Annotated in this window: 20 protein-coding genes, 2 tRNA genes and 2 pseudogenes; 6 read left to right on the forward strand and 18 right to left on the reverse strand. The window is 75.3% G+C overall.

All coding sequences use genetic code 11. The features are described 5' to 3' along the window. From AC1VL8_RS03210 to AC1VL8_RS03245, 8 genes are all read right to left on the reverse strand, one after another. Complete coding sequence (locus AC1VL8_RS03210) at positions 1 to 852, reverse strand: DUF4397 domain-containing protein (RefSeq protein WP_483074119.1); 852 nt, start codon at positions 850 to 852, stop codon at positions 1 to 3. 88 nt (positions 853 to 940) lie between these two features. After that, positions 941 to 2,617 carry an FAD-binding dehydrogenase gene (locus AC1VL8_RS03215; protein WP_483074120.1) on the reverse strand — a complete coding sequence of 559 codons (1,677 nt, stop codon included), beginning with the start codon at positions 2,615 to 2,617 and terminating at the stop codon, positions 941 to 943. Between the two features lie 79 nt (positions 2,618 to 2,696). Next, positions 2,697 to 4,427, reverse strand: a complete 1,731-nt coding sequence (locus AC1VL8_RS03220) for a hypothetical protein (RefSeq protein ID WP_483074121.1) — start codon at positions 4,425 to 4,427, stop codon at positions 2,697 to 2,699. Positions 4,428 to 4,529: 102 nt separating this feature from the next. Next, positions 4,530 to 5,018 (reverse strand): hypothetical protein, encoded by a 489-nt coding sequence (locus tag AC1VL8_RS03225; protein ID WP_483074122.1) that lies wholly within the window; start codon positions 5,016 to 5,018, stop codon positions 4,530 to 4,532. A 74-nt stretch (positions 5,019 to 5,092) separates the two neighbouring features. Then, positions 5,093 to 5,572: a hypothetical protein gene (locus AC1VL8_RS03230; RefSeq protein ID WP_483074123.1), complete on the reverse strand. Its 480-nt coding sequence runs from the start codon at positions 5,570 to 5,572 to the stop codon at positions 5,093 to 5,095. A gap of 62 nt (positions 5,573 to 5,634) precedes the next feature. After that, the gene (locus AC1VL8_RS03235; protein WP_483074124.1) at positions 5,635 to 7,212 is read right to left on the reverse strand and encodes a DUF6571 family protein; all 1,578 of its coding nucleotides are present in this window, start codon (positions 7,210 to 7,212) and stop codon (positions 5,635 to 5,637) included. Positions 7,213 to 7,247: 35 nt separating this feature from the next. Beyond that, the gene (locus AC1VL8_RS03240; RefSeq protein ID WP_483074125.1) at positions 7,248 to 7,982 is read right to left on the reverse strand and encodes a hypothetical protein; all 735 of its coding nucleotides are present in this window, start codon (positions 7,980 to 7,982) and stop codon (positions 7,248 to 7,250) included. Further along, positions 7,982 to 8,278, reverse strand: a complete 297-nt coding sequence (locus AC1VL8_RS03245; RefSeq protein WP_483074126.1) for a hypothetical protein — start codon at positions 8,276 to 8,278, stop codon at positions 7,982 to 7,984. Before AC1VL8_RS03245 ends, AC1VL8_RS03240 begins: the two co-directional genes overlap by 1 nt. 157 nt (positions 8,279 to 8,435) lie before the next feature. Between AC1VL8_RS03245 and AC1VL8_RS03250 the strand changes: the two genes are divergently transcribed. Together AC1VL8_RS03250 and AC1VL8_RS03255 are read left to right on the forward strand one after the other, a co-directional pair. Further along, a complete protein-coding gene (locus tag AC1VL8_RS03250; RefSeq protein ID WP_483074127.1) occupies positions 8,436 to 9,872 on the forward strand; it encodes a TPM domain-containing protein in 1,437 nt (478 codons plus the stop codon). Then, positions 9,763 to 10,443 carry a hypothetical protein gene (locus AC1VL8_RS03255; protein WP_483074128.1) on the forward strand — a complete coding sequence of 227 codons (681 nt, stop codon included), beginning with the start codon at positions 9,763 to 9,765 and terminating at the stop codon, positions 10,441 to 10,443. Before AC1VL8_RS03250 ends, AC1VL8_RS03255 begins: the two co-directional genes overlap by 110 nt. 246 nt (positions 10,444 to 10,689) lie before the next feature. Here AC1VL8_RS03255 and AC1VL8_RS03260 read toward each other — a convergent pair. Both AC1VL8_RS03260 and AC1VL8_RS03265 read right to left on the reverse strand, forming a co-directional pair. Further along, a tRNA-Ser gene (locus tag AC1VL8_RS03260) sits at positions 10,690 to 10,778 on the reverse strand. A gap of 52 nt (positions 10,779 to 10,830) precedes the next feature. After that, positions 10,831 to 12,117 carry a threonine/serine exporter family protein gene (locus tag AC1VL8_RS03265; RefSeq protein WP_389232354.1) on the reverse strand — a complete coding sequence of 429 codons (1,287 nt, stop codon included), beginning with the start codon at positions 12,115 to 12,117 and terminating at the stop codon, positions 10,831 to 10,833. 61 nt (positions 12,118 to 12,178) lie between these two features. Between AC1VL8_RS03265 and AC1VL8_RS03270 the strand changes: the two genes are divergently transcribed. Both AC1VL8_RS03270 and AC1VL8_RS03275 read left to right on the forward strand, forming a co-directional pair. Next, entirely contained in the window at positions 12,179 to 12,583 is a 405-nt protein-coding gene (locus AC1VL8_RS03270) for a YchJ family protein (RefSeq protein WP_483074129.1), read from the forward strand. Positions 12,584 to 12,666: 83 nt separating this feature from the next. Continuing rightward, positions 12,667 to 13,629 carry an acetylxylan esterase gene (locus AC1VL8_RS03275; RefSeq protein WP_483074130.1) on the forward strand — a complete coding sequence of 321 codons (963 nt, stop codon included), beginning with the start codon at positions 12,667 to 12,669 and terminating at the stop codon, positions 13,627 to 13,629. Between the two features lie 102 nt (positions 13,630 to 13,731). Here the strand turns inward: AC1VL8_RS03275 and AC1VL8_RS03280 are convergent, their stop codons facing one another. From AC1VL8_RS03280 to AC1VL8_RS03300, 5 genes and pseudogenes are all read right to left on the reverse strand, one after another. Next, positions 13,732 to 15,351: a glycoside hydrolase family 43 protein gene (locus AC1VL8_RS03280; protein WP_483074131.1), complete on the reverse strand. Its 1,620-nt coding sequence runs from the start codon at positions 15,349 to 15,351 to the stop codon at positions 13,732 to 13,734. Beyond that, positions 15,348 to 17,815 (reverse strand): annotated as a pseudogene (locus AC1VL8_RS03285) (beta-xylosidase/alpha-l-arabinosidase). The gene AC1VL8_RS03280 and the pseudogene AC1VL8_RS03285 overlap by 4 nt, the downstream one beginning before the upstream one ends. A gap of 13 nt (positions 17,816 to 17,828) precedes the next feature. After that, on the reverse strand, positions 17,829 to 18,719 hold the full coding sequence (locus AC1VL8_RS03290; protein WP_483074132.1) for a carbohydrate ABC transporter permease: 891 nt from the start codon (positions 18,717 to 18,719) through the stop codon (positions 17,829 to 17,831). Further along, positions 18,719 to 19,735 (reverse strand): carbohydrate ABC transporter permease, encoded by a 1,017-nt coding sequence (locus AC1VL8_RS03295; RefSeq protein WP_483074133.1) that lies wholly within the window; start codon positions 19,733 to 19,735, stop codon positions 18,719 to 18,721. Before AC1VL8_RS03295 ends, AC1VL8_RS03290 begins: the two co-directional genes overlap by 1 nt. Positions 19,736 to 19,744: 9 nt before the next feature. Then, on the reverse strand, positions 19,745 to 21,043 hold the full coding sequence (locus tag AC1VL8_RS03300) for an extracellular solute-binding protein (protein ID WP_483074134.1): 1,299 nt from the start codon (positions 21,041 to 21,043) through the stop codon (positions 19,745 to 19,747). Positions 21,044 to 21,360: 317 nt separating this feature from the next. On the opposite strand from AC1VL8_RS03300, the gene AC1VL8_RS03305 reads away from it, so the two are divergent. Further along, positions 21,361 to 23,247 carry a glycoside hydrolase family 6 protein gene (locus AC1VL8_RS03305; RefSeq protein WP_483074135.1) on the forward strand — a complete coding sequence of 629 codons (1,887 nt, stop codon included), beginning with the start codon at positions 21,361 to 21,363 and terminating at the stop codon, positions 23,245 to 23,247. Positions 23,248 to 23,365: 118 nt separating this feature from the next. Then, a complete protein-coding gene (locus AC1VL8_RS03310; RefSeq protein WP_483074136.1) occupies positions 23,366 to 24,301 on the forward strand; it encodes a DUF2510 domain-containing protein in 936 nt (311 codons plus the stop codon). A gap of 45 nt (positions 24,302 to 24,346) precedes the next feature. On the opposite strand, the pseudogene AC1VL8_RS03315 reads toward AC1VL8_RS03310, so the two are convergent. The 3 genes and pseudogenes from AC1VL8_RS03315 to AC1VL8_RS03325 form a co-directional block, all read right to left on the reverse strand. After that, positions 24,347 to 24,472: pseudogene (locus AC1VL8_RS03315) on the reverse strand (SDR family oxidoreductase); the annotation flags it as partial. A 183-nt stretch (positions 24,473 to 24,655) separates the two neighbouring features. Then, a tRNA-Ser gene (locus AC1VL8_RS03320) sits at positions 24,656 to 24,746 on the reverse strand. Between the two features lie 14 nt (positions 24,747 to 24,760). Then, positions 24,761 to 25,243 (reverse strand): hypothetical protein, encoded by a 483-nt coding sequence (locus AC1VL8_RS03325; RefSeq protein WP_483074137.1) that lies wholly within the window; start codon positions 25,241 to 25,243, stop codon positions 24,761 to 24,763. Between the last annotated feature and the right edge of the window lie 13 nt (positions 25,244 to 25,256).

A 25,256-nucleotide genomic window follows, 5' to 3' on the forward strand; every position in this document is an offset into this window, starting at 1 on the left:
TCAGCGCCCCGCAGCCTGCTGACGCGCGACCGGACGCGTGCTGCGCCGGGCGATCAGCGCGGCGCCGAGACCGGCGAGCAGGACCGCCCCGCCGACCAGCGCCGGGGTGCTGCTGCCGCCGTCGGCCGCGAGACCGAGCTCACCGGACGGCACGCCGCCGGGCGCGGAGTGGAGGCCGTCGATGGTCTGCACCGCGAGCTGCAGGTTGCCGGCGTCGAGCGAGCCCCACGCGTAGACGATCGTGCTGACGCCCTCGGCGAGCGGCAGGTCGGTCGGGCCGATCACCGGCGTGGTGGTGCCCGTGGCGGCGACGGCCGCGGACACGGTCCCCGCGGGGACGGTGAGCGACTGCTCGCCGGGGTTCGACAGGTTGGTGACCACCGGGCTGCCGCCGGCGAGCACGTCGACGGCCGGGGCCGCTGCCGTGTGCCGGACTGTCAGGCGCGCCTGGCCCGCGGGGATCGCGGAGAGGTCGTTCGTGTAGAGCGTGGCGGTCGGCTGGCCCGCGGTGTCCAGGTGCGCGGCGGCGGTGTAGCTGGCGCCGGCGTCGAGCGTGACGTCGACGGGGCCGATCACCGGCGAGCTGATGTCGGTGGCGTCGGACGCGGTGATGACGATCGAGTGCGCGCCGGCGGGGACGTCGAGCGGCCCGGCGAGCGTGCCGGGCGTGAAGTCGTCCAGCGCGCGGGTGCCGTCGAGCCAGACGTCCACGGTGACGTCGGGGACACCGTGCAGGACGGAGAGCGAGGCGGTGCTCGCGGTGGCGGCTGACGCGGGCAGCGCGGCGACGGCCGCGACGACGGCCGCGGCGGCGAGTCCGGCGGCTCCGGTGACGAACGGACGGTGACGCATGCGTGCTCCTCGGTCCGTGCCCCCTGCGGGGCGGGATGTGCTGACACCCCTACTACGGCCGCACCCCCGTCCGTGGATGCACCGGGTCTCAGGAATCTCGCGCGAGCGCCCGACCGGCTGTCCGTCCGGTCAGCAGGCAGCCCCCGAGGAACGTCCCCTCCAGCGCGTTGTACCCGTGCATCCCGCCGCCGCCGAACCCCGCCGCCTCCCCCGCGGCGTACAGCCCGGGCACCGGTGCGCCGTCGCGGCCCAGCGCCCGGCCGTCGAGGTCGGTCTGGATGCCGCCGAGTGTCTTGCGCGTGATGACCCGCAGCCGGACCGCGACCAGCGGCCCGGCGTCCGGGTCCAGCAGCCGGTGCGGTGCCGCGACCCGCAGCAGCCGGTCGCCCCGGTACCGCCGGGCGTTGTGGATGCTCTGGACCTGCGCGTCCTTCGTGAACGGGTTCGCCAGCTGGGCGTCGCGGTCGCGCACCTGCCGCTCGACGGCGCCCGGGTCGAGCAGCGGCTCCGGCGTCAGCGCGTTCATCCCCGCGACCAGCTCCCGCAGGGTGCTCGCGGTGACGAAGTCCGCGCCGCCGCGCTGGAACGCCGCGACGGGCCCCGGCGCGCCCCGCCCGAGCCGGCTCGCGAGCAGCAGCCGGTAGTCCCGGCCGGTGAGGTCGGGGTTCTGCTCCGACCCGGACAGCGCGAGCTCCTTGGCGATGATCCGCCGCGTCAGCACGAACCAGGAGTGGTCGTGCGGGGCCAGGTCCGGGTCGGTGCGCAGCAGCCGGAGCGTGCCGATCGTGTCGTGCCCGGGCAGGCCCGGCGGGGGCAGCCGGCGCCCGAGCGCGTCCAGCCACAGCGACGACGGCCCCGGCAGGATCCGGATGCCGTGCCCCGGCCACACCGGCGCCCAGTTCGCGATGCCCTCGGTGTAGTGCCACATCCGGTCCCGGTTCACCAGGCGCACGCCCTCGGCCTCCGCGAGATCCAGCACCCGGCCGTCCACGTGCGCGGGCACGCCGGTGAGCATCGTCGCCGGCGGCGTGCCCAGCCGCTCCGGCCACCAGCGCCGCACCAGGTCGTGGTTCCCGCCGATCCCCCCGCTCGCGAGCAGCACCGCGCCCGCGCTCAGCGTGAAGTCGCCCACCACGTCGCGGTTCGACGCCACCCCGCGGGGCGTCGGGTCCTCCGCCAGCACCGACCCGTGCACCCCGGTCACCGCCCCGCCGGTGCGGACCAGCCCGTCGACGCGGCGCCGGTGCAGCAGGGTCAGCCGCCCGTCCGCCGCCGCCTCCCGCACCCGGTCCGCGAACGGCTCGACGACCCCCGTGCCGGTCCCCCACGGCACGTGGAACCGCGGCACCGAGTTGCCGTGCCCGCCCGCGCGCCCGTCACCGCGCTCCGCCCAGCCCACCACCGGCGTGAACCGCACCCCGCGGTCGCGCAGCCACGGCAGCGCCTCGCCCGCGGCGAACTCCACGAACGCCCGGCCCCAGCGCACCGCCCACGCGTCCTCCGGCAGGTGACCGTCGAGCCGGTCCCAGCCCGCGCTGCCCTGCCAGTCCCGCCACGCCAGGTCGAGGGAGTCCCGGATCCCCGCGCGGCGCTGCATCGGGCTGTCGACCAGGAACAGGCCGCCGAACGACCAGAACGCCTGCCCGCCCAGGTCCGCCGGTCCCTCCTGCTCGACCACCGTGACCCGCCGGCCCGCCCGGACCAGCTCGTCCGCCGCCACCAGACCCGCCAGCCCACCACCCACGACGATGACGTCCGCGTCCACGCCGCCCCCTCGACCGCCCGGGGTGGGGCGCCGTCGCCCGCACCGGTGGGGCGACTGTAGCGACCGGCGACGTCGCCGGTCAGTCCCCGTCCAGCTCGGCGGCCCACCGCTCGACGTCGAGGTCGCTGAGCAGGAACCCGATCGGCTCGCGGGCCTCGACGGCGCGCTCCCCGAGCGCGTCCGCCGGGATGTCCCCGAGCGTCACGAGCTCCCCGCCCGGCGCCCACGCGCCGGCCAGGTCGTCCGGCAGGGCGAGCACACCCGCCTCGAGCAGCGCGCGGTAGGCCGTCACCCACACCCGGTCGCGGCCGTCCTGCTCGGACGGGGGCCGGGACGACGCCCGGGCGAACGCCCGCTCGACGACGTCGGCGGGGAGCTGCCGGACGTCGACCCACGCGGGGCCGCCGTCGGTACCCGGGTCCTCGCGCACGTCGGTCGTCCGGTAGACGAACGGCACCGGCAGGTCCGCCTCGGCACGCGACACGAGGTCGACGTACGCGGCGACCCGCCGGTCGGCATCGGGTCCGGTCGCGCGCAGCTCGCCGCGCACGACGGCGTCGAGACCGGTCGACGCGTACAGGATGTTCTCCAGCTCGATCGCGTGGACGCGCGCGGCGTCGGGCTCGGGGTACCGGGCCGCGAAGCTCGCGAGCTCCGCCTGCCGGTAGCCCGCCACGCCCTCGGCGATCCGCGCCACGCCCTCGTCGGTGCTCAGCGCCACGGCGAGCAGACCCTCGACGTCCGGGCCGTCCATCACGGGGTACGCCGTGAACGGCCCGATGCTGCTGAGCGACAGGTCCCAGGTCCGGGCAGGGTAGTCGGGGCCCGGGACGCCGAACGGCGTGGCGACGTCCACCGCCACCACGTAGTGCTTGAGCAGGTCCGCGACGGCCTCCGACGCCCCGGCGGCGCGCTCCGGGGTGAACGCCGGGTTCTTCCAGAGCTGGTCGGCGACGGTGGACACCAGCAGCCCCGTCCGCTCCGGCTCCGCCGCCAGGTTGTCCGGGTCCGTGCCCACGGCGAGCGCCACCGCGGCGATCCCCGCGAAGCCGTCCCGGCTCCAGTCCCGCTCCGCGAGGTAGTAGCCGCTGCGGGCCGGGTCGGCGACGAAGAACTCCAGCGCCAGCGCCGGGTGCTGCGCGAGCTGCCCCATCGCCTCGGCCACCGGGTCCGCACCCGGCCCGCCCAGCGGGGCGCCCGTGGTCCCGTGCCGCACCCACGACGCCGCCCCGACCGGGTCCGCGCGCTCGACCTCGTCCAGCGCCCACGCGACGCCGCGGACCAGGTCCTGGCCGTACGCGCCCTCCGCGAGCAGGTGGGTGAGCACCGCCGCGTGGCCACCCGCTGACCGGTCCAGCCGCTCGAACGCGCGCTGCCGCTGCTCGTCCGCCGTCCCCGTCGCGTACCGCACCAGGTCCGTGCCGAACGTCGCGCCGTCGAACCCCGGTGTCACCGACGCCGCCTGCACCGTCGACCGCACGGCGTCCGCCAACCGCGTCAGTCCCGCCACGTCGTCGGCGCCAGCGACCCGCAGCACCGCGGCCACGGCGTCGACCGCGGCGAGGACCCCGTCCGGGCCCAGCGCGTCGACCACCGACGCGGCGTCGTCGCGCGCGGCGTCGACCGCGTCCGTCAGCCGGTCCACCGCGTCGGCGTCGGCGAGCACCCGCGCGTCCCGGGCGACGGCCCGCAGCTGCTCCGCCAGGCCGGCGGCCGGGTCCAGCACGGCGCCGGCCGGGGCGCAGGCGGTGAGCGCGAGCAGCACACCGACGGTCAGCAGCCAGCCACGCCGTGCGGCCGTGCGGCGCACGGTCCCGCCCGACCGACTCGCTCCCACCGCAGATCCCCCTCGTCGACCACCTGGCACAGGGAGAGACAGTAGAGGACGGCACGCGCTGACCTGCGGAGCGGTTCACCCGTCCGTGGTCGCCCGCTGCCGTGCGAGGGAGATGAGGTCCTCGAGCTCCGCGGGAGCCTCGTCGCGATCCGTCTGGAAACCCACCGCCAGCACCCGGGTGTCGTCCAGTGGCAGCACGGCGAACTCACCCCAGACCCCGTTCGGGTCCTCGGTCCGCCACGCGGTGACACCCTGCCCGAGTCCCTCGAGCGGCTCGACCGATCGCCCGACGCCGATCTCCCGGCCCTCGAGCGCGCACTGGTCGGCGTGCACCACGAACTCGGCGACCAGGTCCGACGCGTCCTGACCGAACCCGGACCGGTCCAGGACCGTCGCACCGACCGACGGCCGACCGTCGATCTCCAACCACGTCCCGTGCACCGGATCACCCACGTAGAGCCCCGGACTCATCACCTGGCACCACGTCCACCCGGGCGCGATCGAGTACGTGGTGTTCTGCTCGACGATCGTCACGTCGTCGAACTCGTCCTCCGGCAGCAGCACCGGCGCGGACGAGCAGCCAGAGAGAAACGCGGCCCCTATCGCGGCGAGCGCCGCACCCACGCGACGCGTGGACGTCACCCTGCCCCCTCGCGAGCCAGGGCGATCAGGTCCGTCAGCTCGGCTGGGGCCTGGTCACGATCCGTCTGGAAACCCACCGCCAGCACCCGGGTGTCGTCCAGCGGCAGCACGGCGAACTCGCCCCAGACCCCGTTCGGGTCCTCGGTCCGCCACGCCGTCACGCCGTCGCCCTGCCCGTCGAGCGGCTCGATCGAGCGTCCCGTGCCGATGGTCGCAGCCGAGAGCGTGCACTGGTCCGCGTCAGCCACGAACTCAGCCACCAAGCCCGCCGAGTCCTCGCCGATCCCCGACTGGTCCAGCACCGTCGCCCCGACGGACGGGCCTCCGTCGATCTCCAACCAGGTTCCGCGGTCCGGATCGCCCCCGTACTCGACCGGGCTCATCGCCCGGCACCACGTCCACCCGGGTGCGATCGAGTACTTCGTGTCGTGTTCGACGATCGTCACGTCGTCGAACTCGTCCTCCGGCAGCAGCACCGGCGCCGACGAGCAGCCCGCCAGGGCCAGCAGCGCACCGAGGGCGAGCAGCCGTGCGCGCTTCACGGTTGCTTCCCGACACTGATCACGCCGTAAGGATCGGCATATGCGCCCTTGATCGCGTCCGGCGACACGATCCACCGCAACGCATTCGCGGCCTCGGAATCGCGGGCGCCGAGTTCGTCGACCGAGATCTCGTCGAGCGTCAGCAACCGCCCCTCCGGCATCCAGGTGCCCAGCTGTTCGGCAGGGATCTCCACGACGCCCGCCTGAGCGAGCGCCAGGTAGCTCGACACGAGTGCCCGCGCCTGCCCGTCCTTGAAAGCGTCCGTCGCCTCGGCGCGGGCAGCGTCCTCGTTGCCGCCGAAGATCTGGGTGATCTGACCGCTCGGGACGTTCTTGATCTGCGACCACGCGGCGTCGGCCAGCTGCTTGCCCGTAGATCCAACGGTGTCGACCACCATGTCTGCGCCTGGGAGAGGAACCAGTCCGGTCGCCTTCGAGACCAACCCGGTGAACGCGGCGACCTGCTGGTCGCGCGACTTCGCCCCGGCGATGTCTATCTGGCTGAGGGCCTCCTGCATGTGGCCCTCCAGCTTCGTGCTCGTCGTGAGGACGTGCTCCAGCGCCTGGTGCGTCGCTGCCTCCACGCCAGCTCCGTTCAACGCCGCCCAGCCCCCGATGGACGCCTGCCGGTAGTTCGCAACGCCCTCGGCGATGCGGGCCATGCCCTCGTCGGTGCTGAGCGCGACCTTGAGGATGCTGTCGAGATCCTTCGAGTAGAGGATCGGCTGGTTCTGGAGCCGAGGAAGGAAGTCGTCAGACAGTGTCGTCACCGCCGCCGCGCCGTTCGCTGACGTCTCACTACCGACGGCGATCTGCACGCTCGGCATGTACTGCTTCAGCAGCGCGCCCAGAGGCTCGGACGCACCTCCCGCGTCCTCCGCTGTGAAGTGCTCGTTGTCCGGCAGCCGGCCGAAGAAGTCGGAGACGAACAACCCGGTCTTCTCGGGGTCCGCTGCGATGTTCTCCGGGTCCGTCCCGATCGCGAGCGCGGCCTCGGAGATCCCCGCGAACCCGTCCCTGCTCCAGTCACGCTCGGCGAAGTAGTACGCGCCCCGCTCCTCGTCGCCGGAGAAGAACTCGAGGCCCAGCACCGGGTGGTCGACGAGCTGGCCCATCGCGGCGGCCGTCGGATCCGGCTGGCGCAGGTCGCCAGGGTCCATCCCGAGCCCGCCGAACGGGGACTGCGTCGCGCCCGCCTCGATCCACAGCGCGGCACGGTCCGGGTTGCTGCGCTCGAACGCGTCGAGCTTCCACAGCGCACCGCGGACGAACGACTCGCCGTACGTCCCCTCGCGCAGGAGGTAGTCCAGGGCCCCACTCAGCGCGGTGGGCCCCGGGAACGCCCGGTCGAAGTCGTTCTGGTCCGCGCCCTCCGCAGTGCCGGTCGCGAGGCGCACGAGGTCCTCGCCGAACGTCCTGCCGGCGAACCCGGGTGCCTGGGTGGCGGTCGCGAGTCCGCCGCGCAGCTCCGCTGCCAGGGCCTCGAGGCCGCTCCGGTCGCGCACGCCGTACAGCCCGTCGCTCAGACCGCTGAGGGTCCCGAGGAGCCCGTCCGGTCCGAGGCGCTCGTACATCGGCCCCATGACGGCGGGGTCGTCGCCGAACGCGCTCAGCAGATCGGTCTGGCGCTGGACGGCGTCGGCGTCGGTGAACCCGGTGGCGTCCCGCGCGAAGGCGTCCAGCCCGGCACCGAGCTGCTCCCCAGCTGCGCCTTCACCTCGGGCGACACGTGCTCCCCGAGGAACGCGTACGCCTCCGGGTGGTCGAGCAGGTACTGCACCTGCTCGGCGGGTGTCTTCGCCTCGAACTCCGCGAGCTGACGCTGCTGCGTGAGCGTGCCGAGGGTGTTGGTGTCGGTGGTGCTGGCGGTGGTGAGCGCGGCGGCGAGGGCGTCGTCGGCGGCCTGGGCGTCGGTCAGCGCGGACGTGATCTGGGTGGCGAGGTCCTGCTGGACGAGCCGGGCGTCGGCGCGCTCGGCGTCGTCCTCGTAGGTCCGGGTGGAGCGCACGGCGCCGGTGGTCGGGTCGACCGTCATCCCGTAGGACCGGGCGGTGCTCTTCGCGCCGGCGAGGCTGCTCTTCGCCGTGGTGATGGCCGCGGCGGCGGCGTCGAGCGCGTCGATCACCCCCGTGGTCTCGGAGACCTGCGTCGCGAGTGCGGCCGTCAGGGTGTCGTGCGTCGTCCGGGCCGCGTCGCCGTCGGCGAACGTCCAGGACGCCGGCGGGCGGCCGTCGAGGAGGTCGTCGTCGAGGGCGGTGAGGGTGCGGCGGTGACTCAGGATCGACTCGGCGATGTCGGTCAGCGACGAGGGCTGCCAGGACTCGAGCTCGGCGGGGGTGACCATCAGATCGCCGTCTGGCCGTACCGGTTGAACCGGTCCGCCGTGGTCGTGTTCGCGGCCGTCCAGGCGTCGGCGGCGTCGCGCATCGACTGGGCGTGCGTCTCGGCGCTGGTCGCCCACGCGGCGTACGCGTCCGTCCAGGTGGTCGCGAGCGTCGACCCGGCGGCGCCGCTGGCGCTGCCCGGGAGCGCCGCCGCGATCTGCCCGACCTCGTCGGGGACGTGGTTGCGGACGCTCGACGCGACCCCCTCGACCGCCGTCGCCGCCGTCCGGACCTCGCCCGGCTTGATCTCTCCCACCGCAGGTTCCCCCCTGTCGACCGTGTGACCTCGGGAGAGACAGTAGAGGAACCGCTGCGTCCGCACCCGCGATCCGGTCCGCTCCGCCACACTGGGACCGGTCGCCGCCACCCCGGCCAGACCCGACCCGCCGACCGCCCGACGCCCCGGAGTCCGCATGCCCGTGACCGCCCGCCCGTCCGCCGCCGCACGCGGCGCCCTCGCCCTGGCGTGCACGGTCGTCGGCACCGCCGCGATGCTCGCGCTCGCCGAGCCCGCCGCCGCCGAGCCGCCGCTCGACCTGCCCGGGCCGGTCACGGACCTCGCCGGGGTGCTGTCACCGGCGCAGGAGCAGGAGGTCGAGGCGGCGCTGGACCGGCTGGACGACGCGACGCCGTACCAGCTGTTCGTCGTCTACGTGGACTCGTTCGACGGTCTGGGCAACGAGCAGTGGGCAGCGGACACCGCGGCGGCGTCGGGCCTCGGGCGCGACGACATCCTGCTGGCCGTCGCCGTCGAGGACCGCCGCTACCAGGTGTCCGTGCAGGACGACATCGACCTCACCGACCGCGAGCTGACGTCGGTCGAGCAGCACGCGATCGAGCCGGCGCTGGGCGACGACGACTGGGCGGGCGCGGCGACCGCCGCGGCGGACGCGTACGCGGACGTCCCCGGGTCCCGGGGCGCCGGGATGCGGACGTTCCTCGCGGTGGTCGGCGTCCTGGCGCTGCTCGCGGCGCTGGTCGTCGGCGGTGTCTGGCTGGTGCGCCGGCGGCGGTCCGCGGCCGAGCTCGACGCGCTCGACGACAGCGCCGCGCTGGCCCTGGTCGCCGCCGACGACGCGGTGACGGCCGCCGCGCAGGAGATCGGCTTCGCCGAGGCTCGGTACGGCACCGCGGCGGTCGCCCCGTTCGCCGCGGCGCTCGGCACCGGGCGCTCGGCGCTCGCCGAGGCGTTCCGCGTCCGGCAGCTGCTCGACGACGACGAGCCCGACACGGCCGCCGAGCGCCGCGCCCTGTCCGAGGCGGTCCTCGCGGGCTGCGCGCGGGTGCACGCGGTGATCGCCGAGCAGCGGACCGCCTTCGACCGGCTGCGCGACCTGCACGAGAACGCGCCGCGCGACCTGGCCGCCGCCCGCGACGAGGCCGCCCGGACCACCGAGCGGGTGGAGGCGGCGCGGGTCACGACCGCCGGGCTCACGCAGCGGTTCGCCGCGACCGCCCTGGGTGACGTCGCCGGCGCGGCGGACCGGGCCGCCGGCGGTGCCGCCGCCGCCGCGGCGCAGGCCACGTCCGGGCTGGCGGTCCTGGACACCGACCGCGTCGCCGCCGTCGAGCACGCCCAGGCGGCGTGGGCGCAGCTCCGGCTCGCCGCCGCGGACCTGGACGCCCTCGAGCAGCGGGCCGCGGAAGCTCGAGGCCGCCCCGCGCGCGATCGCGGCGATCTCGGCGGAGGTCGACGCCGACCTCGGCGACGCCGCACGGCTCGCCGCGGGCGACGTCGCGGTGGCGACCCTCGTGGACGCCGCGCGGTCCGCGCAGGCCCGGGCCGCCGCGACCGAGCAGGCCGCCGACCCGCTCGCTGCCCTGGCCGCGCTCCAGGCCGCCGAGCGTGACCTCGACCGGCTGCTCGACCCCCTGCGAGCCGCGGAGGCCGCCCGGTACCACGCGATCGAGCGGATCCCCCAGGCGCTGCAGACCGCCCGCACCCGGATCACCTCCGCCACCGCCACGATCGCCCGCGACCGGTCCGACGTCGGCTCCGCCGCCCGCACCCGCCTCGCCGAGGCCGAGCGGCTCGCCACCCAGGCCGACGCCGCGTCCGGGACCGACCCCGTGGGCGCCCTGCGCGACCTGCGGGCCGCCGCCGAGCGCGCCGAGCAGGCCGCGCGGGCCGCGCGGTCGGACATCGCGGCGGCGCAGCGCCGGCGCGACGACGCCGCGGGGCTCGGCTCGTCGGGCGGCTGGTCCGGCGGGTCGTCGAGCGGGTGGTCGTGGGGCTCGTCGAGCTCGTCCGGCTCACGGTCGCGGTCGTCGTGGTCCGGGCGCTCGTCGTCGGGCAGGTCCTCGTCGAGCCGGTCGTCGTCGAGCCGGTCGTCGTCCGGCCGCTCGTCGGGCGCGACGCGGTCGAGCTCGTCCTCCCGGCGCTCCGGCGGCGGTCGCCGCGGCGGCGGCGGCCGCTTCTGACCCGGCGCTCCCTCCCGCCGCGCCCCACCTCGCCGCACCCCACCCCCGCCGCGCCCCCCTCCGTCCGCGGACGAGAGGTCACGACACGCTGACGCAGCCGCGCCGGACCCAGCGTGTCGTGACCTCTCGTCGGCCGCGGGAGCGGGAGCGGGAGCGGGAGCGGGGGCGGGGCAGGGGGGGCGGGGCGGGGACGCAGGTCCCCGGGGACGACGAAGGCCCGGTCGCCGTGACCGGGCCCTCGTGATGCGGAGACGGTGGGATTTGAACCCACGGAAGGGTTGCCCCTTCACGACCTTAGCAGGGTCGCGCACTAGACCTGGCTATGCGACGTCTCCAGACTGCGCCACAGTACCGGGCGGCACGGGCACCGGGCAAAACGCCGGACGGTCAGCGCTCGAACGCCCACTCCCGGTCGGTCAGCATCCGCGCGATGGCCAGCCCCATCGCGAGCGCGACCACCACCAGACCGGCCTGCACGCCGTAGGCCAGCGCCTCGGTGGTGTCGCCGTTCGACAGGTAGAACACCGACCGGTACGCCGCCACGCCGGGCACCATGATGACGACCGCGGGCACGGACACGGTGATCCGCGGGACGCCGAGCCGGGGTGCGACGAGGGCCGCCAGCAGCCCGACGAGCAGCGCCGCACCGGCGGCCGCGGCCTGCGGGGCGAGGCCGGTGTCGACCAGGTACAGGCGGCCGGTGTTCGCGAGCATCCCGACGGCCGCGGCGCCCAGCGCCATCCGCCACGGGCTGTTGAACATCAGCGCGAACCCGAGGACGCCGACGAAGCTCGCGGCCGCGCGCAGGGGCAGCAGCGCGGCGGGCTCGATGGTGACCGCGACCTCCGGGTCCGGGGTCAGCCCCACCGCGATGGACACGCCCCACACCGCGAGCGCCGCCGAGGTCAGGATCATCATCGCGTAGGTCAGGCGGGCGACCCCCGCGGAGAAGTCGAGCTTCGCGAGGTCCAGCCCGCCCGTGACCAGCGGGAAACCGGGGACGAGGAACAGCACCGCGGACACGTACCCCGCGGCGTGCCGGACCTCGGTCGCGCCGAGCCCGTGCAGCGCGGACACCACCCCGAGGTAGGCGAGGCAGGCCAGCGCGGCGGCGAGCATCGTGACGCCGAACTGGTTGAACCCCCGGTGCACCAGCAGCCGGCGGGCGAGCTGCCCGAGCCACGCGGCGACGAACGCGCCGGCCATCTCGATCGGTCCGCCGTGGTTGAGGAACGCGAACGCCGCGCACGCGACCGCCGCCCACAGCGCGTTGACGGCCGCCGGGTACAGCGGGGGCTTGCGCTCGATGCGGTCGAGGGCGCCCGAGACCTCCTCGACCGTGGCGGAGCCGCCCGCGGCGGTCCGGGCGGCGAGCGACCCCGCCAGGCGCTCGAGCTCCGCGAGCCGGTCGGCGTTGATGCCGACGCTGCGGACCTCCGCGACCTCGGTGCGGAAGCTCGGGCCGCGGTGGGAGGTCGTGGTGATCTCGGTCAGGGTGACGTGCGCGGCGTGCCGGTCGACGCCGAGCGCGTGCGCGACGCGCGCCATCGACGACTTCACGCGGTACGAGCCGGTGCCGGCGGACAGGCTGAGGCGTCCGACGCGCAGGGCGACGCCGGACTGCCGGATGAGCAGGAGCTCGTCGTCGGTGGGCTGGGTGGGCACGGGCTCCATGATGGCGGCCCGCGGGCCCGGCGGACGGGACGTCGGTCCGCCGCGCGCCGATACTGACCGGGTGCCCGCGACCCCACCCACGCCCCCGACGCCCCCGACCCGCTGCCCCTGCCTCAGCGGGGAGACCTACGCGGCCTGCTGCGGCCCGCTGCACGCCGGCACCGCGACGGCCGCGACCGCCGAGCAGCTGATGCGGTCCCGGTACAGCGCGTTCGCGGTCGGCGACGCCGCCTACCTGCGCGCCACCTGGCATCCGTCGACCCGGCCGGCGGACCTGGACCTCGACCCGGCGGTGCGCTGGTCCCGGCTCGACGTGCTCGCGACCTCGGGCGGCGGGCCGTTCGACCGCGCGGGCACCGTCGAGTTCCAGGCGCACCACCGGCACCCGACCGGCTCGCTGCACGAGGTCAGCCGGTTCACCCGGGAGGGCGGCCGCTGGCTGTACGTGGACGGCGTGACCGGCTGACCAGGCCGTCCGGCGTCCCGGGACCGACCGGCGTCCGCTAGCGTGCTGGCCGACGGCGACGACGCCGAGGACGGAGCCGCACCGTGTACCTGGACCTGGCCGAGCCGCAGCTGTGGGCGCACACGAGCGCGCTCGTGGAGCCCGACGACTTCGACGGCTTCTGGGCGTCCACCCTCGCCGAGGGCCGCGCCGCGAGCGGGGCCCCGCAGGTGCGTCGGGTGCACACCCCGCTGACGACGGTCGACGTGTGGGACGTGACGTTCGGCGGGTTCGGGGGCGACCCGGTCCGCGCCTGGTACCGCCGGCCCGCGGGCGTCGACGCGGACCTGCCGGTCGTCGTGCAGTTCATCGGGTACGGCGGCGGGCGCGGCGAGCCCACCGACAACCTGCTGTGGGCGTCCGCCGGGTACGCGCACCTGTACGTCGACAGCCGCGGTCAGGGCTCCGGCTGGAGCCGCGGCGACACCCCCGACCCGTGGGGCACCGGCCCGCAGTCGCCCGGCGTGATGACCCGGGGCATCGAGGACCCGTCGACCTACTACTACCGGCGGCTGCTCGCCGACGCGGCGCTGGCCGTGGACGCCGCGCGCGCCCTGCCCGGGGTCGACCCCGACCGCGTCGCGGTGGTCGGCGGCAGCCAGGGCGGGGCGATGGCCCTGGCCGCGGGCGCGCTGGCCACGGACGTCGGGGCGGTGGTCGCGCACGTGCCGTTCCTCTGCGACGTCGCGCGGGCGATCACGATCACCGACGCGAAGCCGTTCGGGGAGGTCGTCGAGTACCTGCGCGTGCACCGCGACACCGACGAGCGGGTGCTGCGGACGCTGTCCTACGTCGACGGCGTGGCGTTCTCCCGCCGGGGCACGGCGCCCGCGCGGTTCGCCGTCGCGCTGATGGACCCGGTGGTGCCGCCGTCGACGGTGGTCGCCGCGCACGAGGCCTGGCAGGGGCCGAAGGAGCTGCGGGTCTGGCGGTACAACGGCCACGAGGCCGGCGGCCCGGTCGACGACCGCGAGGCCGTCGAGTTCGTCGCGACCGCGCTGGCCTGAGCCGGCCGGTCCGCCCGACCCAGGCCGCCCAACCCTGGGCGCCGAGATAGGTCGTCCGCGCCGAGACGGGGCCGCCGGACGACCTACCTCGGCGCGGCGGTCCTATCTCGGCGGCACCGGGAGCGGCACCGGGAGCGGCAGCGCGGGCGCGAGCGGGGCGTACGTCACCGCGTCGACGTGCGCGACCGTCGTCGTCGGGCGGCCGTGGCTCGTGCCGTGGACGCCGAGCCAGATGCCGAGGAACCCGCCGGTCGCGACGCTGTCCAGGGTGCGCAGGTCGGCGCGGCCGACGACGGCAGGGTCCGCGTCGCCGAGCCCGGCGAGCAGGTCGACGTCGACCCCCCGGACGCGGGCGACCAGCGTCAGCGGCAGCGCCGGGTCGCCCGGCAGCGCCGCCTTCCCGAGGTCGTGCTCGGCGTCGCCGTCCTGGTGCCGCACCGCCGCGCGCAGCCCGCCGCGGCCGTCGGGGGTCACCGCGAGCCGGACGTGGTGCCGCTCCGACTGCCGGACGGTCAGCCCGACCTCCTCGCCGTCCGCGAGCGCCGCGCGCAGCGTGACGTGCAGGTCCGCGTCGTGGTGCTGGAGCCGCAGGCCGAGGAACGCGGGCACCTCGACCTCGGCGGGTGCCGCGGGCCGCAGGGGCAGGTCCCAGCCGGTGCCGCGCGGCGTCGCCACGTCGGTCGGCAGGGCCCGGACGGCGCACCACCGCAGGTCGTCGGACGGGACCGGGCCCGCGACGGCGCCCTGGACCGCGCCCGGGTGCCACGCGTCGCCCGGCACCTCGACCTCCGTGGGCACGCGTCCCACGCCGCGCGCGAGCACCGGCCAGCCGTCCTCCCAGGTCACGGGGACCAGGAACGTCTCGCGGCCGAGCGGGTAGTGGTAGCCGCCGTAGGGCCGCATGCCGAGCAGCACCGCCCACCAGGTGCCGTCGGGCGCCTCGACCAGGTCGGCGTGCCCGACCCCGACCACGTCGCCGCCGTGCCCGAGGTGCCGGTGGGTGAGCACCGGGTTGCCGCGGTTGCCGGTGTACGGCCCGGTGACGTGGTCGGCCCGGGCGACGCAGACGGCGTGGTGGTGCTCGGTGCCGCCCTCGGCCGCCACCAGCAGGTAGCCGTCGCCGACCCGGTAGAGGTGCGGGCCCTCCGCCCAGACCGCGCCGTGCAGGGCGCCGGTCCAGATGACGTGCTCGGGCCCGACGAGCCGCCGGGTCGTGAGGTCGAGCTCGCGGACCCAGACCTCCGTCTGGTGGTGCCACTGCGGGTCGCGGGCGAGCCGGGTCGCGTGGAACCACGCGCGCCCGTCGTCGTCGATCAGCAGGGACGGGTCGATGCCGTCGCCCTCGAGGTGCACCGGGTCGGACCACGGGCCCGCGGCGTCCTCGGCGGTGAGCAGCACGTGCCCGCCGCGGGAGTCGTCCTGCTGGTCGACGAGCGTGCACACCAGCCAGAACAGCCCGTCGTGGTGCCGCAGCGTCGGGGCGTAGAGGCCGCTGGACGACGCGAGCCCCGTGTAGTCCAGCCCGCCGGGGCCGAGCTGCCCGGGCCGGTGCACGACGTGCCCGACCTGCTCCCAGCCCACCAGGTCGGTGCTGCGCAGCACCGGCAGGCCGGGCAGGTACTCGAACGTCGACGTGACGAGGTAGTAGGTGTCCCCGACCCGGCAGACCGACGGGTCGGGGTAGCACCCGGGCAGGACGGGGTTCGGGACCCGGACCGTCACAGGGGCATGACCTTCACCTCGACCAGCCGCGGGTCCGCGCCGGTGACCTCGTGCACGTCGCCGGTCACGACCAGCGTCCCCCGCGGGGTCGCGGTGCCGGGCAGGTCGACGACGTCCCGGTCGCGGGCGCTGCGGATCGCGCCACCGGTCGTCCCGCCGAGCTCACCGGGCGCGGCGCCCGCGGGGTCGACGTGCGCCGCTGCGGCGTGGGACCCGGCCCAGACCTCGACGTCGCCGGGCTCGACGACCCGGACCACCCGCCGGTCCGCGAACGCGAGCCGCGTCGTGGGCACCTGGAACGTCACCCGCCGCGACTCGCCGGGTTCGAGGTCCACGCGGCCGTAGCCGAGCAGCTGCGCCACCGGGCGCGGGATGCTGCCGAGCAGGTCCCGGGCGTAGAGCTGGACCGTCTCGGTGCCGGCGACCGTCCCGGTGTTGGTGATCGTCACCGCCGCCTCGAACGCGCCGTCGGTGGCGACGGACGGGTCGACCGCGAGGTCCGCGTAGGCGAACGTCGTGTAGCCGAGCCCGAACCCGAACGGCCGGACCGGCGTGGGGTCGGTGGACGTGACGTCGGAGGGACCGCCGAGCACCGGGTGCAGGTAGCCGTGCGGCTGCGCCCCGGCGGCGCGCGGCAGGGACACCGGCAGCCGGCCCGAGGGGTTGACCACCCCGGTCAGGACGTCGGCGAGCGCGTCGCCGCCCCCCTCGCCGGGGAAGAACGCCTGCACGACGGCCGCGGGTCGCGGGCCGGTCCCGTCCAGGGCCCAGCCGATCGCGTACGGCCGGCCGGTGAGCAGCACCAGCACCACCGGCGTGCCCGTGGCGACGACGGCCTCGACCAGCTCGCGCTGGACACCGGGCAGGTCGAGCGACTGGACGTCGTTGCCCTCCCCCACCGTGCCGCGGCCGAACAGCCCGGCCTGGTCGCCGACGACGACCACCGCGACGTCCGCCCCCGTCGCCGCCTCGACGGCCGCCGCGAACCCGCTGCGGTCGTCGCCCTCGACGGTGCAGCCCTCGGCGACGACGAGCTCGGCCGTTCGGCCCCCGCACGGTCGAACGCCGGGCCCAGCGCGTCGAGCACGCTGGCGATCTCGAACCCGAACGGCAGCCCCGGGTGGTGCGCCAGCACGTGGTTGGCGAACGAGTAGCAGCCCATCAGCGCCTCGGGCCGGGCCGCGTTGGGGCCCAGCACCGCGACCCGCGCCGGCGCGGTGCGTCCCGGACCGGCGAGCGGCAGGACGCCGTCGTCGGCGAGCAGCACCACGGACTCCTGCGCGAGCCGCCGGGCGAGCGCGCGCTGCCGCGGGGAGTCCAGGTCGACGCCGGTCGGCGGCCCGTCGGCGAACGCGTCCGGGTCCAGCAGGCCGAGCTCCTCCTTCTGCGCGAGCACGCGCAGGACGGCCCGGTCGACCAGGGCCTCGTCGAGCAGCCCGGCGCGCACCCGCGCGGCGAGCGGCTCCAGGTAGGCGTCGCCGGTCGGCAGCTCGACGTCGATCCCGGCCTCGAGCGCCTGCGCCGCGGCCTCGCCCCGGTCGGCGGCGACGCCGTGCATCACCTCGAGGAACGCGACGGCGAAGTAGTCCGCGACCACGACGCCGTCGAAGCCCCAGGTGTCGCGCAGCAGCGTCGTCAGGTGCTCCGTGCTCGCGGCCATCGGGACGCCGTCGACCGTCGCGTAGGAGTTCATCACGGACCGGGCGCCGCCGTCGCGGACGGCCATCTCGAACGGCGGCAGGTAGACGTCCGCCATCTCGCGCGGCCCGGCGCTGACCGGGGCGTGGTTGCGCCCCGCGGCCGACCCGGAGTACCCGGCGAAGTGCTTGAGGGTGGCGTGCACCCCCGCCTCCTGCAGGCCCCTCACGTACGCGGTGCCGATGGTGCCGACCAGGTACGGGTCCTCGCCGATGCACTCGTCGACCCGCCCCCAGCGCGGGTCGCGGACCACGTCGAGCACCGGTGCCAGGCCCTGGTGCACGCCGATCTCCCGCATCGAGTCCCCGATCGCCCGGGCGGCCTCCTGCACCAGGTCCGGGTCGAACGACGCGCCCCACGCCAGCGGCGTCGGGTAGGTCGCGGCCCGCCACGCGGCCAGACCGGTGAGGCACTCCTCGTGCACCAGCGCGGGGATCCCGAGCCGGGTGTCGCGCTGCAGGCGGCGCTGCTCGGCCCACAGCCACGCGGCGCGCTCGTCGGGCTCCACCGGCCGGGTGCCGTACACCCGGGTGTAGTGCCCGATGCCGTGCCGGGTGATCTCCGGCAGCGCGGACGCGTCCGCCTGTCCGGCGGCCATCTCGGACTGCATCGGCGCGACGGTGCCGTTCTGGTCGAGCCAGTAGCCGACCAGCTGGGCGAGCTTCTCCTCCAGGGTCATCCGGGCGTGCAGCGCCTGCACCCGCTCGGAGGTCGGGTGGGCTGCGGGGGTCTCGGGCACGCGGGCCTTCTCCTTCGACGTGGTCATCGGTGAGCTGCGCTCAGCCCTTGACGGCACCGGTCAGACCGCCCACGATCCTCCGCTCGAAGAGCGAGAAGAAGATCAGCGCGGGGATCATCGACAGGGACGTGAACGCCAGCACCCGGGCGGTGTCGACGGAGTACTGCGACGCGAACGACTGCACGCCCAGCGGGAGCGTGTAGGAGGTCTCGTCGTTGAGGATGAACAGCGGAAGCATGTAGCTGTTCCAGCTCGCGACGAACGCGAGGATGCCGACCGTGACGACGCCGGGCACCGACAGCGGCACGACCATCCGGAAGAAGAACCCGAGGCGGCTCGCGCCGTCGATGGCCGCGGCCTCCTCGATCTCCTGCGGGATGGCCCGCAGGAAGGGCACCAGGATGATGATCGTCGTCGGCAGCGCGAACGCGATCTGCGGGAGGATGATCCCCGCGAGGCTGTTCATCAGGCCGAGGCTCTTGATCATCAGGTACAGCGGGGTGATCGCCACGGTCATCGGGAACATCAGGCCGGCGGCGAACAGCGCGTAGAGCGCGCCGCGGGCGTTGAACCGGTACCGGGCGAGGACGAAGCTCGCCATCACGCCCAGCACCACGACCCCGATGGTGGTGCCGATGCCGCAGATCGCGGAGTTCGCGGCCTGCCGCCAGAACAGCGAGCTGCCCAGCACGTCGCCGTAGTTCCCGAACTCCCACGTGGTCGGGAAGCCGGACGGGTCCTGGGTGATCTGCGCGTTGGTCCGCAGGCCGCCGAGGATGATGTAGGCGACCGGCCCGATGCACACGGCGACGAGCAGCCACGCGACCACGTAGACCAGCGGGTTGACCTTCTCGAACCGGGAGACCTTGCGGACGGCGCCCCGGGACCGCGGCCCCGGGACGGGCGGAGCCTGCACGGCGACGGCGGCCATCACTTCTTCCCTCCGGTGAGCGCGCCCTCGGTGTCCCGGCGGAGCACGAAGCGCTGGTAGGTCAGGGCGATCACCAGCGAGATCACGAACAGGACGACCGCGACGGCGTTGCCGAAGCCGTAGTTCCCGGCGTTGCGGCCGTTGGCCACCATGTACGTCGCCATCGTCGAGGTGCCCGCGGTCGCTGCCACGTACTGGCCCCAGATGATGTAGACGAGGTCGAACAGCTGGAGCGAGCCGATGATCGACAGGAACGCCCAGATGCGGATCGTCGGGCCGAGCAGCGGCAGGGTGATCGCCCGCTGGCTCTGCCAGTAGGACGCGCCGTCGATGGCAGCGGCCTCGTGCAGCTCCTCGGGGATGGACTGCAGCCCGGCGAGGAACAGGATCACCGCGAACCCGATGTACTTCCACGTGATGATGAGCATGAGCGACCAGATCGCGACCTTCGGGTCGGACAGCCAGTCGACGGCCCACCCCTCCAGGCCGATCTTCCCCAGCAGGTCGTTGACGGCCCCGGAGGTCTGGAGCATCAGGCTCCAGCCCGTCCCGACGATGACCTCGGCGATCACGTACGGCACGAAGATCAGCACCCGGATCAGGGAGCGGCCGCGGATCCGCCGGTTCAGCAGCAGGGCGAGCACCACCGCGGCCGGACCCTGCAGCAGCAGGGACAGCACCACGATGACGCCGTTGTGCCGCAGGGCGTCGAGGAACGTCGGGTCCTTGAGGATCGTCAGGTAGTTCTCGAACCCGACGAAGTCCGTGGGGGGCCCGAAGCCCTTCCACTTGTAGAACCCGTAGTAGGCCGCCATCAGCACGGGGAAGATCACGAACGCCAGGAAGATCAGGACGGCCGGGCCGGCGAGCAGCCCGATCTCCATCCGCTGGCGCCAGGCGCCGCGGTTCCCCGGCTTGCGCCGGAGCCGGGCGGCCGGGGCCGGCGCCGTGGTGGCACCGTCCCCGGCCGCGACCGGAGCCGCGGGCGACGTCGTCACGAGTCGCGCGTCGCTCATCGCTGTCGACTACTCCTTGGCAGCAGCGTCGTTGACGGCGCTGACGATGCCGTCCGCGTCACCCGAGCCGGCGAGCATGTCGACGACGCTGGTGTTGAGGGCGTTGCCGATGTTCTGGCCGAACAGGGTGTCGAGCCACACCGACACGTACGCGGCGTCGTTGTACGCGGCGAGGATGTCCTGCAGCGCGGGCTCGGTCACGACGGACTGGGCGTCCTTGCTGGCGGGCAGGGTGTGGAACGCCTCGGCGTAGCCCTCCTGCTGCTCCTGACCCAGGATGAAGTTGAGGAACGCGGCGCACTCCTCCTGCGGGGCCTGCGCGGAGCAGGAGAACCCGTCGACGCCGCCCATCATCGCGGTGGGGTCGCCCTCACCGCCGTCGACGGCGGGGAACGGGAACCAGCCGAGGTCCGCCAGCGGCTGCTGGTCGGGCGTCAGGTTGGCGATCACACCGGGGTTCCAGGCGCCCATGAGCTCCATCGCGGCCTGGTGGTTGGCGATCAGGCCGGCGGACGAGCCGGCGCCCTGCTGCGCGGAGGTCGTCAGGTAGCCGTCGTTGAACGGCTCGGTCCCGGCGAAGTCGGCGAACGCCTCGCCCGCCTCGGCCCAGCACGGGTCGTCGAACGTCCGGTCCTTGGCCGCCTGGTCCATCGTGTCCTGCGAGCAGGCCCGCAGGGCGAAGAAGTAGTACCAGTGCGCGGCCGGCCAGGCGTCCTTGGCACCGAGGGCGATCGGCGCGGTGCCGGCGGCCTTCAGCTGGTCGACGGCGGTCTCGAGCTCGGCGATCGTCGTCGGCGTCTCGGTGATGCCGGCCTGGGCGAACAGGTCCTTGCTGTAGTAGATGCCGCCCGGGAGCACGGCGACCGGCATCCCGTAGACCTTGCCGTCGACGGTGAACGCGCTGAACGCGCCGTCGCCGACAGCAGTCTTGGTGGCGTCGTCGACCAGGTCGGTCAGGTCCATCGCCTGCCCGGCCTCGACGACGTCGGCGAGCTTGCCGCCGCCGCGGGCCATGAAGATGTCGGGGGCGTCGCCCGAGTTGAGGGCGGTCTGGAGCTTGCCGTCCATGTCCTCGTTCTGGATGGACTGGATGGTGATCGTGACGCCGGGGTTGGCCTCCTCGAAGGCGGCGACCGTGTCCTCCCAGTACGCCTTGCCCTCCCCGGTGGTGGAGTTGTGCCAGAACGTCATCTCCACGGCGCCGTCGCTGCTGCCGGAGCCGCCGTCGTCGCCTCCGCCGCACGCGCTCAGGCCCAACGCTCCCATGAGCACGGCGGCCGAGAGCGCCAGTGTCTTCCTCGCCATCATCTGATCTGTCCTCTTCGTCGAGTGACCGTCTCGCGGTCGTCGCTGACCGGGCAGAGCGACTCTGACAGGGACAAAACGGCATGTCAACCGTTATCGATAACGTTTTCGTTACCGGTATCGGAGGCCGCGTGGGTCGCCGCGGCGGTCGAGGTCGAGGGTTTCGCGGGCTGGGGCGCCCGGAAACCCTCGACCTCGCGCGAAACCCTCGACCTCGACGGGCGCGGGCCGGGGGGTGGGGGGTTTCACCCGGGGGGTGGGGGCGGTGGGGGCGTGGGGCGGTCGATCGGGAGGGGACCGCCCCCGACGAGGACCTCACCATGCCGCGCCTGCTCACCCGCCCGACCGCCACCCCGCCCGCCCGCGGCGCCGACCTGCTGACCGCCGCGGTCGCCCTCGCCGGCGCCGTGCTGCTGACCCTGACGCTGCTCGCCCCCGTGCCCGCCGCGGCCGCGCCCGCCGCACCCGGAGCGGGCACCACGACCGGCGACCGCCTCACCAGCGGCGCGCAGCTCGCGTCGGGGGCGACGCTGGTCGCCGTCGGCAGCGCGCACCGGCTGAGCGTCCAGGCCGACGGGGACGTCACCGTGCGGCTCGGCACCGGACCGGTGCTCTGGCACACCGGCACCACGGGCAACCCCGGCGCGCGCCTCGTGCAGCAGCCGTCGGGCGCGCTCGAGGTCCGGTCGACCGCGGGCGCCGTGCTGTGGAGCACCGGTGTCGCGTCGCCGGGCGCGCGGTCGGTCATCAAGCCGGACGGCGTCCTCTACACGGTCGACACCGCCGGGTCCCTGGCGTGGAAGTCCACCACCGACGGCCCCGCGCTGCGCACCGGCGGCGCCGGCGACCGCATCCCGTCCGGCGGCGTCCTGCTGGCCGGCGAGTCCGTCGGCGTCGGCGACGTGCGCCTGGCGATGGGCGGCGACGGCGACCTGGTGCTCACGCGCGCCGGCACCCCGGTCTGGCGCAGCGGGACCGCTGCGCGCGGCGCCCACGCGCGGGTCACGCCCGACGGGGCGCTCCAGGTGGTGGCCGTCGACGGGTCGGTCCGCTGGACGTCCGGCACCAGCGCCCCGGGCGCCCGCCTGGTCGTCAAGGACCACGCCCGGATCTACCTCATCACCACCGCGGGCGCGAGCGCCTGGTCGACCCCGACGCCCACCGGTGCGCCGGTGCCCGCCGTGCCCGCTGTGGTGTCCCTGCCGCTGCCCGCCGCCCTGCCGGTCCCGGTCCGCCCCGGCGCAGGTCTCGGCGGCGGCGCGGGTCTCGGCGGCGGCGCGGGCACCGACGCCGGCGGCGGGACGGACGAGCGCGTCTACCGGACCGTCCTGCAGCGTGCCCCGCAGTACGCCGACCCGGCGTCGACCGTCGCCGAGGCGGCCCGCACCGCCCAGGCCGAGGGCCGGTCCGCCGACGCGGCGCTGCTCGCGCGTGCCGCATCCGGCGGAGCCGCGCGCTGGCTCGGTCCGGCCGACGGCACCGCGGAGGTCCGCGCGTACACCGCCGCCGCGACGGCCGCGGGCCGGACCCCGGTCGTGGTCACCTACGCCATCCCCGACCGGGACTGCGGGAACCACTCCGCCGGCGGGTTCGCGACGCCCGCGGAGTACCGCACCTGGGTCGACGCCGTCGCGGCGGGCCTGCGGGGGTCCGCCGCCGTGGTCGTGGTCGAGCCGGACGCCCTGCTGCACCTCGACCGCTGCGGGAACCGCGACGACCGCACCGCCCTGCTGCGCTACTCGGTGACCGCGTACGCCGCCGTCGGCGCGGAGGTCTACCTCGACGCGGCCAGCAGCAACAGCTACGGCTGGAGCGCGGCGCAGCTGCAGGAGATGGCGCTGCGGCTGCGGGCCGCCGGGGTGGACCGCGCCGCCGGGTTCTCCGTCAACGTGTCCAACTTCCAGCGCACCGACCACGAGGTCGCCTACGGCCGCTACCTGTCGGCGCTGCTCGGCGGCCCCGCGTTCGTGGTCGACACCTCCCGGAACGGCAACGGCCCGCTCCCCGGCCCGGACGGCACGGTCTGGTGCAACCCCGAGGGCCGCGCCCTCGGCGCCCTGCCCGCCGCCACCGGCAGCGGTCCGCACGTCGCGAACCTGTGGATCAAGACGGTCGGGCGCTCCGACGGCGTGTGCGGTGGCGGCCCGGCGGCGGGTACGTACTGGGAGCCGTACCTGCTGGGGATGGCGGCACGGGCCGGGTGGTGACCTCCCCGCGGCCCTGCTCCGACCAGGTGATTCTCACCCTCTGAGTCCTCGATCCGCTCCCGTGCGCCCGCCGGGCCGCCGATAGTCGGGGCATCCGTCGTCCAAGGAGTCCCACCACGTGAACGTCTTCCGCACCGCCCTCGGCGGCATCACCGAGGCGCGGGCGACCATCGCCCGCACCGAGACCACCAACCCGCACACGGCGGGACAGGTCCGGCGGGCCGTGGGCGCGGTGCTGGTCGCCGACGGTCTGGTCGGCCTCGAGGTGCCGGGCGGGAAGAAGTCGCGCCCGGGCGTCGTCGGAGCACTGGGCGGCGTCCTGCTCGGGCTGGCGTTCGTCGCGACCGGGCTGTTCGTCGTCGGGCTCGGCCCGGAGACGGACGCCTCCACCACCGGTTCGGTCACCGCGGTGGATAGTCACGACGACACGTGCGCGCTCCGGGCCGTCTTCACCGTCGACGGGCAGGAGTACCGGACGAGCTCGACCGCCCGGTCGAGCTCCTTCTGCTCGAAGGACGTCGGCGACGCGATCCGGGTCGACTACGACTCGGCTGACCCGAGCCGGAGCGAGACCGCGGACGCCACCGGTCGCTGGGTCCCGCTGCTCTTCGTCGCCGTCGGCGCCCTCGTCGCGCTGGTGTCGCTCGGCCAGGTGGTGCTGCGCTGCGCCTCCATCGTGCTCGGCCTCCGGCTGGTGGCGACCGGCTCGTCCCAGATGAAGCGGCACCCCCGGACGGCCGAGGACGCCGGCCTGGTCGAGGAGGCGCGGCAGGCGGTGACGGCCGCGCTGCTCAGCCACCGGCGCACGGTCCGGCGGGCCACGACGCCGGCGGGATCCGGCTCCGCACCCGCGGCCGCGCCCAGGCAGGCGGGTCCGGCGTGGGCGGCGGGTGCGCCCGCCGTCACGGCTCCCGTCCTGGCACCGCCGGAGCCCCTCATCGCGGCCGGCTGGTACCTGACCGCCGACCAGCGGCACTACCGCTGGCACGACGGCACCTCGTGGACGGCGCACGTCCGTCCGGCACAGGACGAGAGCGCGCTCCCGCAGGCGTGAGACACGCCCAGCGGCGCGGCTGGCCGTGGGGGACGCGGTGCCCGGTCAGGGCAGGATCGCGTCGACGTACCCGCCGTCGACGCGCAGCGCCCCGCCCGTGGTCGCCGAGGCCAGGGGCGACGCGAGGTAGACGACCGTGTGCGCGATCTCCTCGGGCTCGATGAGCCGGCGCGGACTGCGGCGACGCCCTCCTCGGTGGTGACGTCGCCCGGCGTGGCCACGAACGACCCCGTGACCCCGACGGCGGTCGCGAGCTCCGCCAGCGCCCGGTCGACCGCGGGAGCACACCATCGAGGTGCCTGCACACGGGCGGGCTGCGAGGTGGCGGTCGACCGACCTCCGCAGCCCGCTGGGCGGAGGGCGTGGGATTCGAACCCACGAGGACGCCTTTCGACGCCCCAACGGTTTTCAAGACCGTCGCTTTCGGCCGCTCAGCCAGCCCTCCCGGACGCGAAGACCCTACCGGCCGGTCCGGGGCCCCGCAGCAACGGCGGGCCAGCGCGGCGGCGCGTCACCGTGCGGCACCCCGGCGAGCGGGTCCCACCACCGCTCGGGGCGCCCCGGGGTCACCACCGCGAGACCGCGCACCGCCGCGGCGGCCGCCAGCAGCGGGTCGTAGGAGGCGAACGCCGTCACCTCGGGATGCGCGACCGCGACGCCGAGGTGCAGCCGCCCGAACGGCGACAGGCCCGACTCGTCCAGTGCGGCCACGTGCACCGCCTGGTCGGAGAACCGCGTGACCTCGAGCCGCTCCGTCACGGCGTGCAGGCGCGCGCGGACGTGCGCCGGCGTCCACAGGGCCGCGAGCCGGAGCTCGGCCAGGGACAGCGACGTGACCAGGAGGTCCGGCAGCCGCTGCTCCGCCCACCGCTGCCAGTCGACCGACTGGTCCGGGGCGGGCAGGAAGCGCACGAGCGCCGAACCGTCGGCGTAGACCCGCACGCCCCGAACCCTA

This window comes from Cellulomonas sp. KU4C, from assembly GCF_056868065.1.

Coding starts and splice junctions, on each gene's coding strand:
- AC1VL8_RS03290 (WP_483074132.1), bottom strand. CDS start 18,719: ATGGCCGCCGTCGCCGTGCAGGCTCCGCCCGTCCCGGGGCCGCGGTCC.
- AC1VL8_RS03300 (WP_483074134.1), bottom strand. CDS start 21,043: ATGATGGCGAGGAAGACACTGGCGCTCTCGGCCGCCGTGCTCATGGGA.
- AC1VL8_RS03295 (WP_483074133.1), bottom strand. CDS start 19,735: ATGAGCGACGCGCGACTCGTGACGACGTCGCCCGCGGCTCCGGTCGCG.
- AC1VL8_RS03305 (WP_483074135.1), top strand. CDS start 21,361: ATGCCGCGCCTGCTCACCCGCCCGACCGCCACCCCGCCCGCCCGCGGC.
- AC1VL8_RS03235 (WP_483074124.1), bottom strand. CDS start 7,212: ATGTACGAGCGCCTCGGACCGGACGGGCTCCTCGGGACCCTCAGCGGT.
- AC1VL8_RS03240 (WP_483074125.1), bottom strand. CDS start 7,982: ATGGTCACCCCCGCCGAGCTCGAGTCCTGGCAGCCCTCGTCGCTGACC.
- AC1VL8_RS03250 (WP_483074127.1), top strand. CDS start 8,436: ATGCCCGTGACCGCCCGCCCGTCCGCCGCCGCACGCGGCGCCCTCGCC.
- AC1VL8_RS03210 (WP_483074119.1), bottom strand. CDS start 852: ATGCGTCACCGTCCGTTCGTCACCGGAGCCGCCGGACTCGCCGCCGCG.
- AC1VL8_RS03265 (WP_389232354.1), bottom strand. CDS start 12,117: ATGGAGCCCGTGCCCACCCAGCCCACCGACGACGAGCTCCTGCTCATC.